Source organism: Billgrantia ethanolica (genome assembly GCF_021404305.1).
GTDB lineage: Bacteria > Pseudomonadota > Gammaproteobacteria > Pseudomonadales > Halomonadaceae > Halomonas > Halomonas ethanolica.
In genome coordinates this window covers 892,074-906,085 of sequence record NZ_JABFTX010000002.1, presented here as the reverse complement: position 1 = coordinate 906,085, position 14,012 = coordinate 892,074, and the positions used below count along the sequence as shown (strand labels likewise).

The window sequence follows — 14,012 nt, the reverse complement described above, 5'->3', positions numbered from 1 at the left end:
CGCCCTGCGAGGAAGGCGTATTCTACTGAAGCGCCGGAGTTTGTCAACTCTCTTCGAGGTCGTCACCGAGGTGACCCTGACATCGAAGACCGGCCTGAGCCGGCGACCGCAAGTCCGCTTCAGGACCTGCTTTCGAGTGGGGCGCATTCTACCGAATCCGCCGTGGGCGTCAAGTGCGAATTTTGCGAAGCGAATCGAAAAATTCAAACATCGACAACCACTTACCACTCTTCCCACCGCCTGCAACGTTGCCCGTCACCGGCAGCGGATGCGTACTTTAAGGGCTGCAGACCAAGGACGCAACCCTCCGCGTCAAAAAAATATAGACCAGCTTTGGAGCAACGGCCATGACGACGGTCAATTTTCCCTCGTCTCTTTCTCTTATCTCCTCTCCTGACCGTCTATATCGCGATCGCGACGTTCGCTCCCATCAGATGACGAACAGATCGACGAAACGGTGCGCCGGCATGGCTTCCAGCGCCCCCTGCTCCTTGCACAGCGAAATGATTCGCTCACAGCGGCTGGCCGGAAAGCGCGTCGCGAGGTTGCGGCGAAACTTCTCTTCCAGGATGGGGATGCCTTCGCCCCGGCGACGGCGATGGCCGATGGGGTATTCGACTTCGATACACTCCGTGGCAGTGCCATCGCTGAAGAAAACCTGGATGGCATTGGCGATGGAGCGTTTGTCGGCAGCCAGATAGTCCCGGGTATAGCGAGGCTCCTCGCTGACCTCCATCTTGCCCCGCAGCGTATCGATCAGCGGGTGCTGACGATGAAAGTCATCCTCGTAGTGTTCGGCGGTCAGATCGCCGAAGATCAACGGCACGGCCACCATGTACTGCAAGCAGTGGTCACGGTCAGCCGGGTTGGCCAGCTCACCCTCCTTGGAGATGATGCGAATCGCCGATTCATGGGTGGTAATGACAATACGCTCGATCTCCTCGAGGCGGTCCTTGACCTGGGGATGTAAGCGCACTGCAGCTTCGCAGGCAGTCTGGGCATGAAACTCTGCCGGGAAGGCGATCTTGAACAGGACGTTTTCCATCACGTAGGTGCCGAACTCGCGCTGGAAGCGAAACTTTCTTTCCCCTTCCGGTTTGATCGCCTGATCCTTGTTGGTCTTCGAGAAGAGCACGTCGTAGAAACCCCACTGGGGTGCGCTGAGCACGCCGGGTATGCCCATCTCGCCACGCAGGGCAATATCGGCCAGACGCACGCCACGCGAGGTGGCATCGCCCGCGGCCCAGCTCTTGCGCGAGCCGGCATTGGGGGCATGGCGGTAGGTACGCAGACTCTGCCCGTCAGCCCAAGCATGCGACAGCGCCGACAGCAGCTGCTCCCGATTCGCCCCCATCAGGTAGGCGGCTACTGCCGTGGATGCCACCTTGACCAGCACCACATGATCCAGGCCAACCCGGTTGAAGGAGTTTTCGAGCGCCAGCACGCCCTGGATCTCGTGAGCCTTGATCATGGCATCCAGCACGTCGCGCATGGTCAGCGGAGCCTCGCCCTGGGCGACTCGCTTCTGCGAGAGGTGATCCGCCACGGCGAGAATGGCACCCAGGTTGTCGGAGGGATGCCCCCACTCGGCGGCAAGCCAGGTGTCGTTGTAGTCGAGCCAGCGCACGATGCAGCCAGTGTCCCAGGCGGCCTTGACGGGATCCAGACGGAAGGAGGTGCCCGGTACCCGGGCGCCATGGGGTACGACAGTGCCTTCGACGAGTGGCCCCAGGTGCTTGGTGCATTCCGGGAAGCGCAGCGCCAGCAGGCCGCAGCCCAGGGTGTCGATGAGACAGTTGCGTGCGGTATCCAGTGCCTCGTCGCTCTCGATCCGATAGTCGAGCACGTAGTCGGCGATCATCTGCAGTTCAGGGTCGTAATCGGGACGGACGTTGCGTTCGACGGTGGCGCTCATGCTCCCTCCTGTTGCAGGCTCGAAATGGTCTCCACTTACTATAGAAAACGCCATATAAAACGCCCCGAGCCATGCGATTCGAGGCGAGTTAATAACGATCCCGCCGTTCTGTTAGAAGGCATCACCGGGGATGCGAACTTGCCCTTCCATCAGAACCCGCGCGCTACGGCTCATCACCGCCTTGGTCGCCGTCCACTGCCCTGCCGTCTGCGAGGCTTCCGCGCCGACTCGCAGCGTGCCCGAGGGGTGTCCGAAGTGCACCGAGTTACGCTCGCCACCGCCAGCCGCCAGGTTGACCAGGGTGCCGGGTACCGCCGCTGCCGTGGCAATGGCCACTGCCGCCGTGCCCATCATGGCATGGTGCAGCTTGCCCATGGAGAGTGCACGCACGACGAGGTCGATATCGCCTGCCTTGATCGCCTTGCCACTGGAGGCGACATAGTCGGCCGGCGGCGCGACAAAGGCGACCTTGGGCGTGTGCTGACGTTCGGCCGCCTCGCTGACCTCCTTGATCAGCCCCATGCGCACCGCGGCGTGGGCGCGAATCGATTCGAACATCGCCAGCGCCCGGGTATCGCCGTTGATCGACTCCTGCAGCTCGGTGCCGCTATAGCCGATCGCCCCGGCGTTGACGAAGACCGTCGGAATGCCGGCATTGATCATGGTGGCTTCGAGGGTTCCCACTCCCGGCACCTCGAGCTCGTCGACCAGATTGCCGGTGGGGAACATGGCGCCTTCGCCGTCGGCCGGGTCCATGAATTCGACCGCCACTTCGGCAGCCGGGAAGGTCACGCCGTCGAGCTCGAAGTCGCCGGTCTCCTGCACCTCGCCGTTGGTGATCGGAACACGCGAGACGATGGTCTTGCCGATGTTGGCCTGCCAGATCCTCACCGTGGCGATACCGTTCTCGGGGATCCGTTCGGGATCCACCAGGCCGTTACTGATGACAAAGGGGCCAACGGCGGCGGAGAGGTTACCGCAGTTGCCGCTCCAGTCGACGAAGGGCTTGTCGATGGAAACCTGGCCGAACAGGTAGTCGACGTCGTGATCCGGGCTTTCGCTCTTCGACAGGATCACCGTCTTGCTGGTGCTAGAGGTAGCCCCACCCATGCCGTCGATCTGCTTCTGGTACGGGTCGGGGCTGCCGATGACGCGCAGCAGCAAGGCATCACGGGCCGGGCCGGGTCGGCGTGCCGCCTCGGGCAGATCCTCCAGACGAAAGAAGACGCCCTTGCTGGTACCGCCACGCATGTAGGTGGCGGGAATCTTGATTTGAGGAACGTGGGCCATGGCACTCGCTTCCTGAAATGACGGAGAGCCCCGGCGATGGCCGCCGGGGCGTTCACGCGATGTGTGGATCAAGCCACCGCTTCGGACTCGAGGAAGTCCTGGGCGAAGCGCTGTAGCACACCACCGGCGGAGTAGACCGTGACCTCTTCCGCAGTATCCAGGCGGCAGATCACCGGCACCCGCTCGACTTCACCAGACGTGCGGTGAATGACCAGCTCGAGCGTTGCTCGGGGAGCCGGCTTGCCTTCCACGTCGTAGGTCTCGGTGCCGTCGAGCTGCAGGGTGTGGCGCGTGGTGCCCTCCTCGAACTGCAGCGGCATCACGCCCATGCCTACCAGGTTGGTACGATGAATGCGCTCGAAGCCCTCGGCGACGATCGCCTCGACGCCCGCCAGTGCCACGCCCTTGGCTGCCCAGTCGCGTGAGCTGCCCTGGCCGTAGTCGGCCCCGGCAATGACGATCAGCGGCTGGCCGCGCTCCATGTAGGTCTCGATGGCTTCCCACATGCGCGTCACCTTGCCTTCCGGCTCGATGCGCGCCAGCGAACCCTGAATCACTTCGCCCTTGTCGTCCCGCACCATCTCGTTGAACAGCTTGGGGTTGGCCAGGGTCGCCCGCTGGGCGGTGAGGTGGTCGCCGCGGTGGGTGGCGTAAGAGTTGAAGTCCTCCTCCGGCAGCCCCATCTTGGCCAGGTACTCACCCGCCGCGCTGTCCAGCAGGATGGCGTTGGAGGGCGACAGGTGGTCGGTGGTGATGTTGTCCGGCAGGATCGCCAGCGGACGCATGCCCTTCAGGCCGCGCTCACGCGCCATGTTGCCCTCCCAGTAGGGCGGACGGCGAATGTAGGTGCTCTGTGGGCGCCAGTCGTAGAGCGGGCTCTTGGCCTGCTCCACTTCGTCCAGATTGAACATCGGGATGTAGACCTGCTTGAACTGCTCGGGCTTGACGTGCTCGCCGACGATGGCGTCGATCTCCTCGTCGCTGGGCCACAGGTCCTTGAGCGTGACCGGCTTGCCGTCCTTGTCGTAGCCTAGCGCGTCCTTCTCGATATCGAAGCGTACGGTGCCGGCAATGGCGTAGGCCACCACCAGCGGCGGCGAGGCCAGGAAGGCCTGCTTGGCATAGGGGTGGATGCGCCCGTCGAAGTTGCGGTTGCCGGACAGCACCGCGGTGGCATACAGATCGCGGTCAATGATCTCCTGCTGGATCTCCGGACGCAGCGCACCGGACATGCCGTTACAGGTGGTGCAGGCGTAGGCAACGATGCCGAAGCCGAGCTTTTCGAGTTCCGGCAGCAGGCCGGCCTCTTCCAGATAGAGCCGCGCGACCTTGGACCCCGGGGCGAAGGACGATTTCACCCACGGCTTGCGTACGAGCCCCAGCTCATTGGCCTTCTTGGCCAGCAGCCCCGCGGCCACGACGTTGCGCGGGTTGGAGGTGTTGGTACAGCTGGTGATGGCGGCGATGATCACAGCGCCGTCCGGCATCCGGCCTGCCTTCTCCTCGGCCAGCGCCTGCTCCAGGTTCACGGCGATGCCGCGCTCGGCCAGGGCCGAAGTCGGCAGGCGACGATGGGGGTTGGAAGGCCCAGCCAGGTTGCGCTCGACGCTGGAGAGGTCGAAGGTGAGCACGCGCTCGTACTCGGCATTCTTCAGACTGTCGCCCCACAGCCCCACGGTCTTGGCGTAGTTCTCGACCAGCGCCACCTGCTCCGGCTCGCGGCCGGTGATGGTCAGATAATCGAGGGTCTGCTGGTCGATGTAGAACATCGCCGCGGTGGCGCCGTACTCCGGCGTCATGTTGGAGATGGTGGCGCGGTCGCCGATGGTCAGGCTGTCTGCGCCTTCACCGAAGAACTCCAGGTAGGCACCCACCACCCGCTCCTGACGCAGGAACTCGGTGATCGCCAGCACGATGTCGGTGGCGGTGATGCCGGGCCGGCGCTTGCCGGTCAGCTCCACGCCGACGATGTCGGGCAGGCGCATCATCGAGGGGCGACCGAGCATCACGGTTTCGGCCTCCAGGCCGCCCACGCCGATGGCGATGACGCCCAGGCAGTCGATGTGCGGGGTATGGCTGTCGGTGCCCACACAAGTGTCGGGGTAGGCGACACCATCGCGAGCCTGGATCACCGGCGACATCTTCTCCAGGTTGATCTGGTGCATGATGCCGTTGCCGGCAGGGATCACGTCGACGTTCTTGAACGCAGTGCGCGTCCAGTCGATGAAGTGGAAGCGGTCCTCGTTGCGGCGATCCTCGATGGCGCGGTTCTTGTCGAAGGCATCGGGATCGTCGCCGCCGCACTCCACGGCCAGGGAGTGGTCGACGATCAGCTGAGTCGGTACCACCGGATTGACCTTGGCCGGGTCGCCGCCCTTCTCGGCGATGGCATCGCGCAGGCCGGCCAGGTCGACTAGCGCCGTCTGGCCGAGGATGTCATGGCACACTACTCGCGCCGGATACCAGGGGAAGTCCAGGTCGCGCTTGCGTTCGATCAGCTGCTTGAGCGCGTCGGTTAGCAGCTCCGGCTCGCAGCGGCGCACCAGTTGCTCGGCCAGTACGCGAGAAGTATAAGGAAGGGTGTCATAGGCACCGGACTGAATCTCCTCGACGGCCTCACGCACGTCGAAGTAGTCCAGCTCGGTACCGGGAAGCGATTTACGATATTGAGTGTTCATGAGTCGACGGTCTTCGCGTGGTATTGAATCGGGCGAGGGAGAGAGGCGACCCGCAGGCCGCCTCGTGCGGACACTGGCTCAGTCACGCTCCTCGATCGGCACCCACTGGCTCTTTTCCGGACCGATGTAGTCGGCGCTGGGGCGAATGATGCGGTTGTTGGCACGCTGCTCGAAGACATGGGCACACCAGCCGGTGACGCGCGAACAGACGAAGATCGGCGTGAACAGCTTGGTGGGAATGTCCATGAAGTGATAGGCGCTGGCGTGGAAGAAGTCGGCGTTGCAGAACAGCTTCTTCTCGCGCCACATGACGTCCTCGACCCGCACGGAGACAGGATAGAGCACGGTGTCGCCGACGTCCTGGGCCAGCCGCTCGGACCACTCCTTGATGATGGCGTTGCGCGGGTCGGACTCGCGATAGATCGCATGGCCGAAGCCCATGATCTTCTCCTTGCGCTCGAGCATGCCCATGATCTCGCGCTCGGCCTCTTCCGGCGACTTCCAGTTCTCGATCATGTCCATCGCCGCCTCGTTGGCACCGCCGTGCAGCGGGCCGCGCAGCGAGCCGATGGCACCGGTCACGCAGGAGTGCATGTCGGAGAGCGTCGAGGCGCAGACGCGCGCCGTGAAGGTCGAGGCGTTGAACTCGTGCTCGGCGTAGAGAATGAGCGAGACGTTCATTACCCGGGCATGCAGCTCGGTGGGCGCTTCGTCACGCAACAGATGCAGGAAGTGAGCGCCTACGGAATCGTCGTCGGTCTCGGTCTCGATGCGCACGCCGTCATGGCTGAAGCGATACCAGTAGCAGATGATCGAAGGCAGCACCGCCAGCAGGCGGTCGGAAACGTCCTGCTGCTGATCGAAGCTCTCCTCGGTCTCCAGATTGCCGAGCATGGAGGTGCCGGTACGCATCACGTCCATGGGGTGAGCGCTGGCCGGGATCTGCTCGAGCACGGTCTTGAGTGCCTGGGGCAGGCCACGCAGCCCCTTGAGCTTGGTCACGTAGGCATCGAGTTCGGCCTGGTTGGGCAGCTTGCCCTTGAGCAGCAGATAGGCGACCTCTTCGAAGCGCGCCTTTTCGGCCAGCTCCTTGATGTCATAGCCGCGGTAGGTCAGGCCAGAGCCGGTCTTGCCGACGGTACACAGGGCCGTGCTGCCGGCGCTCTGGCCGCGCAGGCCGGCACCGCCGATGGGTTTGTCTGCCATGGTCTCTCTCCTCTTGAAGTTATCCGAAACGACTCGAAGGGGCGTGCCTCAGGCGTCGTTGCCTTTCTCGGCAAACAGCGCATCGAGCTTCTGCTCGAAGGCGTGGTAGTTCAGGAAGTCGTAGAGCTCGTCGCGGGTCTGCATCAGCTCGACCACGTCACGCTGATGGCCCTTGTCATGAATGCTCTGATAGACCTTCAACGCCGCAGCGTTCATGGCGCGGAAGGCCGACAGCGGATAGAGCACCATGCGGCAGCCCACCTCGCCGAGCTCCTGCTGGGTGAACAGCGGCGTGGCGCCGAACTCGGTGATGTTGGCCAGGATCGGCGCATCGACCCGCTCGCAGAAGGCGCGGTAGTCGTCGAGGGTGTGCACCGCTTCGGCAAAGATGGCGTCGGCGCCGGCCTCGATACAGGCATTGGCGCGGTCGATGGCGGCATCGAGCCCCTCCTTCTGGAAGGCATCGGTACGCGCGATCAGATAGAAGTCCGGGTCGATGCGGGCATCGGCGGCGGCCTTGATGCGATCGACCATCTCCTGCTTGGAGACGATCTCCTTGTTGGGGCGGTGGCCGCAGCGCTTCTGCGCCACCTGGTCCTCGAGGTGCACGGCGGCCACGCCGGCGCGCTGCATCTCCTTGACGGTACGAGAGATATTGAAGGCTCCACCCCAGCCGGTGTCGATGTCCACCAGCAGCGGCAGATCGGTGGCGCCGCAGATCCGGTGTGCGTCCTGCACCACGTCATTCATGCTGGTCATGCCCAGATCAGGCAGCCCGAAGGAGGCATTGGCCACCCCACCGCCGGAAAGATAGATAGCCTGATGCCCCACTCGCTCGGCCATCATCGCGGTATAGGCATTGATGGTACCGACGATGGGCAGCGGGCGGTTGGCCTCGAGGGCGGCACGGAAACGAGCGCCGGGGCTGGGTTGTGTCATGACGGAATTCCTCTTGGTATTCGAACGGGCTTCTAAATGGTTTCTTCGGCCTGCTGCTGCTTGAGAGTGGCGGCGTAACGGTCGGCCACGTTGGCCCGCGAGGCGCTGACATGGCGCCGCATCAGCAGCTCGGCCAGCTCGGCATCGCCAGCTTCGATGGCATCGACGATGCGATGGTGCTCGACGAAGGCCCGCTGTGGCCGGGTACCGCTGGCACTGAACTGGGTACGGTAGAGCCGCACCAGGTAATAGAGGTCGTCGCACAGCAGGGTCATCAGCATGCGGTTGTGGCTGCCCTGGACGATGCGAAAATGGAAGTCGAGGTCACCTTCACGCTGGTAGTAGGCTTCGCCACTCTTGAGATCGGCCTGACGTTCATGCAGCGCCAGCACCTCGCGCAGCCCGGCGATCTCCTCGCGGGTCATGTGTTCGGCGGCCAGGCGGGCGGCCATGCTCTCCAACGCCTCGCGCACGTCGAACAGCTCGAGCAGTTCCTTCATCGAGAGCTTGACCACCCGGGCGCCGACATGGGGCACTCGTTCGATCAGGCGATGGGCCTCGAGGCGGCGCATCGCTTCGCGCAGCGGGCCGCGGGAGATACCATAGGCCTTCGACAGTCCCGGCTCGGTGATCTTGCTGCCCGGCGCCAACTCACCGCGGACAATGGCATCCTGCAGCTGATGGAAGACCCGTTCGGCCAGGGTTCGGACTTCAGGGGATGTCTGTTCTGGAGCGACTGAGTTCATGGCAATTGTCGACAATTAAGGAATGAAGAAACTTTAGACACTGCTCTGGTACGGGTCAACCTCTCTCCAGCCGCCATTTCGTACGCCTTTGGTTGTAGACAATGAGAAGCCGTGCAGCTACGGTGTCGACAATCGTCGCAGCGTTGACGGCAAGTCGTTAACGGGCCAACGACTTTCACGACAAAAGGCTCGCCACCCCCTAGAATGAGTCGCCTGTTTCGAAAGGCCCCCCTGATGAATGCAAGACTCGAGATAACACCGCTGCCCTATGGCGAGGATCCGCTTGCCTATTTCCAGGCGCTGCGCCAGCGCCCCGGGGCCGTCCTGCTCGACAGCGGCAAACCTGCCGCACCGGGCGGCCGCTACGACATCATCAGCAGCGACCCCGTGTCGGTGCTCACCGTCGATGGCAAGGGGGTCATCCGCATCGACGATCAGGTGCAGCACGGCCGTGACCCTTTCATGGCCCAGCAAACCCTGCTCGAGAGCCTGGCTCTCGACGTACCTCCTAGCGACCTGCCCTTCCTCGGCGGCCTGATTGGCTACTGGGGCTACGACCTGGGCCGCGCTCTCGAGCCAGTGGGCAACTCGGCCCAGGAAAGTGTCTGCCTGCCAGCCAGCCGCGCGGGACTCTACGACTGGGCGCTGATACAGGATCATCAGCGGCAAGAAAGCTGGCTGGTGGCAACGGCCGAGAGGCGCCTGCAGGTCACGGAGTGGCTACGCCGCAGCGCCGACCCCACCTCAGCCTTCGGGCTGCTCGCCCCTTTCGAAGCCGAGATGGATCGTGACGGTTATGCCAGACGGTTTGCTGCCGTGCAGGACTACATTCGGGCCGGTGACTGCTACCAGATCAACCTGGCGCAGCGCTTCAGCGCACCGTACAGCGGCGACCTGTGGGACGCCTTCCTGCGCCTGCGCCTGGCCACGCCCACCCCCTTTGCCGGCTTCATGGCCTGGCCTTCAGAGCGAGGAGAGCAGGCCATTCTGTCTCTCTCTCCCGAGCGCTTCCTGTTGTGCGAGCCGGATGGCCACGTAGAGACACGTCCGATCAAGGGCACTCGCCCCCGAGGCAGCACGCCCGAGGCGGATGGGGAGCTGGCCATGGAGCTGATCTCGAGTCTCAAGGACCGCGCCGAGAACGTGATGATCGTCGATCTGCTGCGCAACGATCTGGGGCGTGTTTGTCAGCCGGGCAGCGTGCGGGTACCTCAACTCTGCGGACTGGAGAGCTACGCCAACGTACACCATCTGGTCAGCGTCGTGTGCGGCAGACTGGCGACGGGAAAGCGCCCGCTGGACCTGCTGGCGGCCGCCTTTCCCGGTGGTTCGATCACCGGTGCGCCGAAGGTTCGCGCCATGCAGATCATCGACGAACTGGAGCCGAGCCGCAGAAGCGTGTACTGCGGCAGCCTGGGCTTCGTCGACGTGCGCGGCAATATGGACACCTCCGTTGCCATCCGCACCGCCGTGGCCGACGGGGAGCGCATCCACCTATGGGGCGGCGGCGGACTGGTGGCCGACTCCAACGTCGAGGCCGAATACGCCGAGACGCTGGACAAGATTCGCCATCTGATGCAGGCACTGGCCGAGCCAAAGCACCAGCAGGAATAAGAAGAGTCCTTTTACCATTCATTTGGCTATATTTATCCAATGAAACGATATTGGGGCCCTGTCAGCCGCCTTTGATAGGGTATGGCCCAACATGGTCAACGACTCTGGAGCCATCATGGCAACACTCGATGCGATCAATCAGGAACTGGGCAGCGACCCCGATGGGCTGATTCGCTGGGCTCTGACGCAGGGCCAGCGCCCCATCGTCACCACCAATTTCCGCCCCTTCGAAGCGGTCATCCTGCATATGGTGACGCAACAGCGGCCCGATATCCCGGTGGTCTGGATGGATCACGGCTACAACACGGAGGCGACCTATCGCTTCGCCGACGCGCTGGTCAAGCGGCTCAATCTCAACCTGATCAGCTATATACCGCAGCGCACCCGCGCTCACCGCGAAGCGGTGGATGGCCCCATGCCGGGCATCGACGATCCGCGCCACGAGGCATTCACGCGAGAGGTCAAGCTGGAGCCGTTCGAGCGGGCGCTACGGGAAATGGCCCCGGACGTGTGGTTCACAGCGCTGCGTGCCGAGGACACCCCCGAACGCGCCCGCATGCAGCCTGTCAGCAAGAACGCCGATGGGCTGCTCAAGGTCTCCCCTCTGCTGCACTGGAGCGCCAAGGAGCTCTACCAGTATCTGCAGCAGCACGACCTGCCCAACGAGTTCGATTATTTCGATCCCACCAAGGTGGAAGCGAAGCGGGAGTGCGGGCTGCACCTGCAGCACTGACTTTCAGCCGCACCCAGTAAAAGGCGGGCCGCGCGATGCGCGGCTCGCCTCTTTTCTAGCGCATCGGCAGCTCGATGTTGTCGAACAGCTCCGCCTCATGGCGCGGCCCCGCAGCAAGCGCCGCATCGACCAGATCGCGGTCGAGATGGCCGGCAAAGCCCTTGACGAAATCGTACATGTAGCCGCGCATGAAGGTGCCGCGGCGAATGCCGATCTTGGTCACCGAACTTTCGAACAGGTGGCCCGCCTCGAGGGCAACGAGATCCTCGTCGAGGGTTTCGTCATACGCCATGTGCGCGACGATGCCGACCCCCAGGCCGAGCCGCACGTAGGTCTTGATCACATCGGCATCGGCGGCGGTGAGCACCACGTTGGGGGTGAGCCCTCTGGCACGGAAGGCATCGTCGAGCTGGGAGCGCCCGGTGAAGCCGAACACGTAGGTCACGAGGGCCTGCTCGGCCAGACGCTCGAGGGTCAGCTCGCCCTCGGCCAGCGGATGCCCACGCGGCACCAGGACGCAGCGGTTCCAGCGATAACAGGGCAGCAGCACGAGATCAGCGAACAGCTCCAGTGACTCGGTGCAGATGGCGAAGTCGGCCATGCCATCGCTGACCATCTGGGCGATCTGCTTGGGCGTGCCCTGCTGCATGTGCAGGGCGACGTCGGGGTATTTGCGGGTGAACTCACCGATCACCGGCGGCAAGGCGTAGCGGGCCTGTGTGTGCGTGGTGGCGATCGAAAGGCTGCCACGCCGCTCGTCGCTATGTTCCTGGGCCACCTGCTTGATGTTGTCGGTCAGGCGCAGCACTTGCCCGGCCAACTCGACGATGGATTCCCCCGCCGGCGTGACGCGGGTGAGATGCTTGCCGCTGCGGGCGAAGATCTCGACCCCCAGCTCGTCTTCCAGCAGCCGTATCTGCTTGGAGATACCGGGCTGGGACGTGTACAAACTCTGAGCCGTTGCCGACACGTTGAGGTTGTGCCGGGTAACTTCCCACACATAGCGAAGCTGTTGCAGTTTCATGGTCGACACGACTCCCTGACGCCCGGCAAGAGATGCATTGGTGATTAGACATTACTCTCTAATCACCAAATAGCATAACGTCAAAAGCGCCTTCCGACCATGATGTCGCCGCGGCTTGCAGCGAAGGTCAAGGGCCGCTGGTCGGCTTGCCGAAAAAGTCACTTACCGGCTTGTCGAGGCGCTCGGAGAACGCCTTGAGGCCATCCACCAGCGGCGCCACGCCTCGCCACAGCTCATCGTCGTTGAGCATGCGGTAGGCTCCGCTGACACCGGGTGCATCACCGCCCTCCTGCATCGGCCGATGCTGGCCAACGCGGTCGAGCGCCTCCTTGACGGCAAAGGTGACCCGGTAGAAACGCTCCGGGGGAACCTCCGACAGCATCATGCCGAGAATCGCCAGGTTCTGAATGGCATTGAGAGTGGACGCCTTGCTCAGCCCATCCACCACCACGCTGGCGTTCTTGGTGTTGGCGCCAACCACGTCGTTGGCCAGACGCAGCACCGGCACCGCCCCGGTGGTCGTCTCGAGCTTCTTGATGATCTCGATCATCGGCCGCTTGAGCGACCAGGGCATGGCGGTGAACGGCCCCGCCTTGCCGTCCATGCTGTTCTCCATCAGCGCATTGCACGGGCAGACGGTGACTCAGTGGCCGCAGTGCACGCAGCTGGAGTCGTTAATCTGCTCGCCGCCATCCCACAGCACACGCGGGTTCTCGCTGGCAAAGTCGATGGAGAGCGTCTCGTTGACCTCGACGTTCTGGCACGCCTCCACGCAGCGCCCGCAGAGAATGCACTGATCGGGATCGTAGGTGTAGAAAGGGCTCGAGGTGTCCTTCTCGTGGGGCTTGCGCTGAAACTCGTAGCGCTGAATGGGGATCTGCATGTCCACCATGGTGTTGTGCAGCGTGCAGCCGCGCTTTAGTTCGTCGCCGACCTCGACCCAGCAGGCGTCGCAGGTTTCCAGTGCGCCCAGCGAGGGGTGGTAGCAGAGGTGCGGTAGATCGACGCCTCGCTCCTTGAGAAAGTCGATCAGCGGCTGATCGGCTCGACCGCTGAGTGACAGCCCCTCCAACACGACCATACAGCGTGTCGTCATGTCCCGGCATCTCCCTGTCGAGGCCCGACGACGAGCTGCCATTGCTTCACGATGCGACGAGATCGGACATCCACATGGCGCTCGGAGCCAAGCCATGTCCATATACCTTCTGCTCCGTGCTATGCACGTTAGTCAATGGCACCTGGCTTGTCTAAACTGTCGAAAGGTAGCTCAACGAAAAACGCTTCCCGATCAGAGAGCTATCGAACAGGCAGACAACAATCGGCACACAGCGGCAACGAGACCTCACTAAAACGAGTTGTTCCGCAACAACGACCCGCCGGGCTGTGAAGGAAGGTGAGTCAGCGGCAGCGATGGGAGCTCAGGAAGAGCGCTTGCATGGGCATTTGCCAGAGACACGACTGCCCGCTACCATCTGCCGACCGGACGTGCCCAATGCATGTCTCTCGATTCGCTCGATGTAGCGCAACGTAACTGGAGAATCACATGGCCAATAACGTCGATGTCACCAATGCCAACTTCGAGCAGGAAGTCCTGAAGGCTGAGCAAACCGTACTGCTGAAGTTCTGGGCCCCCTGGTGCGGCCCGTGCAAGGTCATGGCTCCGGTGATCGACGAGGTTGCCGAAGAGCGAGTCGACAACCTCAAGGTGGTCAGCATCAACGTCGACGACGCCCCGGAGATCGCCGCCGAGCAGGGCGTGCGCGGCGTTCCCACCGTGATGCTGTTCAAATCGGGCTCCAAGGTCGCCTCGCTGGTCGGCGCTCAGTCCAAGTCTCAGTTGGTGCAGTTCATCGACCAGAACGCCTGA

Annotated in this window: 12 protein-coding genes; 3 read left to right on the top strand and 9 right to left on the bottom strand. The window is 63.3% G+C overall.

The features are described from left to right. Positions 1-430: 430 nt before the first annotated feature. The 6 genes from prpD to HOP53_RS12945 all read right to left on the bottom strand — a co-directional run bounded on the left by prpD (position 431) and on the right by HOP53_RS12945 (position 8,774). Positions 431-1,915 carry a 2-methylcitrate dehydratase gene (prpD, locus tag HOP53_RS12970; protein ID WP_234270414.1) on the bottom strand — a complete coding sequence of 495 codons (1,485 nt, stop codon included), beginning with the start codon at positions 1,913-1,915 and terminating at the stop codon, positions 431-433. Between the two features lie 111 nt (positions 1,916-2,026). Continuing rightward, positions 2,027-3,205, bottom strand: a complete 1,179-nt coding sequence (gene prpF / locus HOP53_RS12965; RefSeq protein ID WP_234270413.1) for a 2-methylaconitate cis-trans isomerase PrpF — start codon at positions 3,203-3,205, stop codon at positions 2,027-2,029. Between the two features lie 68 nt (positions 3,206-3,273). Further along, positions 3,274-5,883, bottom strand: a complete 2,610-nt coding sequence (acnD, locus tag HOP53_RS12960) for a Fe/S-dependent 2-methylisocitrate dehydratase AcnD (RefSeq protein WP_234270412.1) — start codon at positions 5,881-5,883, stop codon at positions 3,274-3,276. Between the two features lie 78 nt (positions 5,884-5,961). Further along, positions 5,962-7,089 carry a bifunctional 2-methylcitrate synthase/citrate synthase gene (gene prpC / locus HOP53_RS12955; protein ID WP_234270411.1) on the bottom strand — a complete coding sequence of 376 codons (1,128 nt, stop codon included), beginning with the start codon at positions 7,087-7,089 and terminating at the stop codon, positions 5,962-5,964. 48 nt (positions 7,090-7,137) lie between these two features. Continuing rightward, positions 7,138-8,028, bottom strand: a complete 891-nt coding sequence (gene prpB, locus HOP53_RS12950; RefSeq protein ID WP_234270410.1) for a methylisocitrate lyase — start codon at positions 8,026-8,028, stop codon at positions 7,138-7,140. 32 nt (positions 8,029-8,060) lie between these two features. Beyond that, a complete protein-coding gene (locus HOP53_RS12945) occupies positions 8,061-8,774 on the bottom strand; it encodes a GntR family transcriptional regulator (protein WP_234270409.1) in 714 nt (237 codons plus the stop codon). A gap of 234 nt (positions 8,775-9,008) precedes the next feature. Between HOP53_RS12945 and pabB the strand changes: the two genes are divergently transcribed. Together pabB and HOP53_RS12935 are read left to right on the top strand one after the other, a co-directional pair. Then, positions 9,009-10,388: an aminodeoxychorismate synthase component I gene (gene pabB, locus HOP53_RS12940; RefSeq protein ID WP_234270408.1), complete on the top strand. Its 1,380-nt coding sequence runs from the start codon at positions 9,009-9,011 to the stop codon at positions 10,386-10,388. Between the two features lie 115 nt (positions 10,389-10,503). Beyond that, positions 10,504-11,121, top strand: coding sequence for a phosphoadenosine phosphosulfate reductase domain-containing protein (locus tag HOP53_RS12935; RefSeq protein WP_267955324.1), 618 nt, complete (start codon positions 10,504-10,506; stop codon positions 11,119-11,121). 55 nt (positions 11,122-11,176) lie between these two features. On the opposite strand, the gene cysB is transcribed toward HOP53_RS12935, so the two are convergent. The 3 genes from cysB to HOP53_RS12920 all read right to left on the bottom strand — a co-directional run bounded on the left by cysB (position 11,177) and on the right by HOP53_RS12920 (position 13,241). Beyond that, complete coding sequence (gene cysB / locus HOP53_RS12930) at positions 11,177-12,145, bottom strand: HTH-type transcriptional regulator CysB (protein WP_234270407.1); 969 nt, start codon at positions 12,143-12,145, stop codon at positions 11,177-11,179. Between the two features lie 127 nt (positions 12,146-12,272). After that, positions 12,273-12,749 (bottom strand): helical membrane plugin domain-containing protein, encoded by a 477-nt coding sequence (locus HOP53_RS12925; protein WP_234270406.1) that lies wholly within the window; start codon positions 12,747-12,749, stop codon positions 12,273-12,275. Positions 12,750-12,788: 39 nt separating this feature from the next. Then, positions 12,789-13,241, bottom strand: a complete 453-nt coding sequence (locus HOP53_RS12920; RefSeq protein ID WP_234270405.1) for a 2Fe-2S iron-sulfur cluster-binding protein — start codon at positions 13,239-13,241, stop codon at positions 12,789-12,791. A gap of 447 nt (positions 13,242-13,688) precedes the next feature. Between HOP53_RS12920 and trxA the strand changes: the two genes are divergently transcribed. Continuing rightward, a complete protein-coding gene (gene trxA / locus HOP53_RS12915) occupies positions 13,689-14,012 on the top strand; it encodes a thioredoxin (RefSeq protein WP_010627408.1) in 324 nt (107 codons plus the stop codon).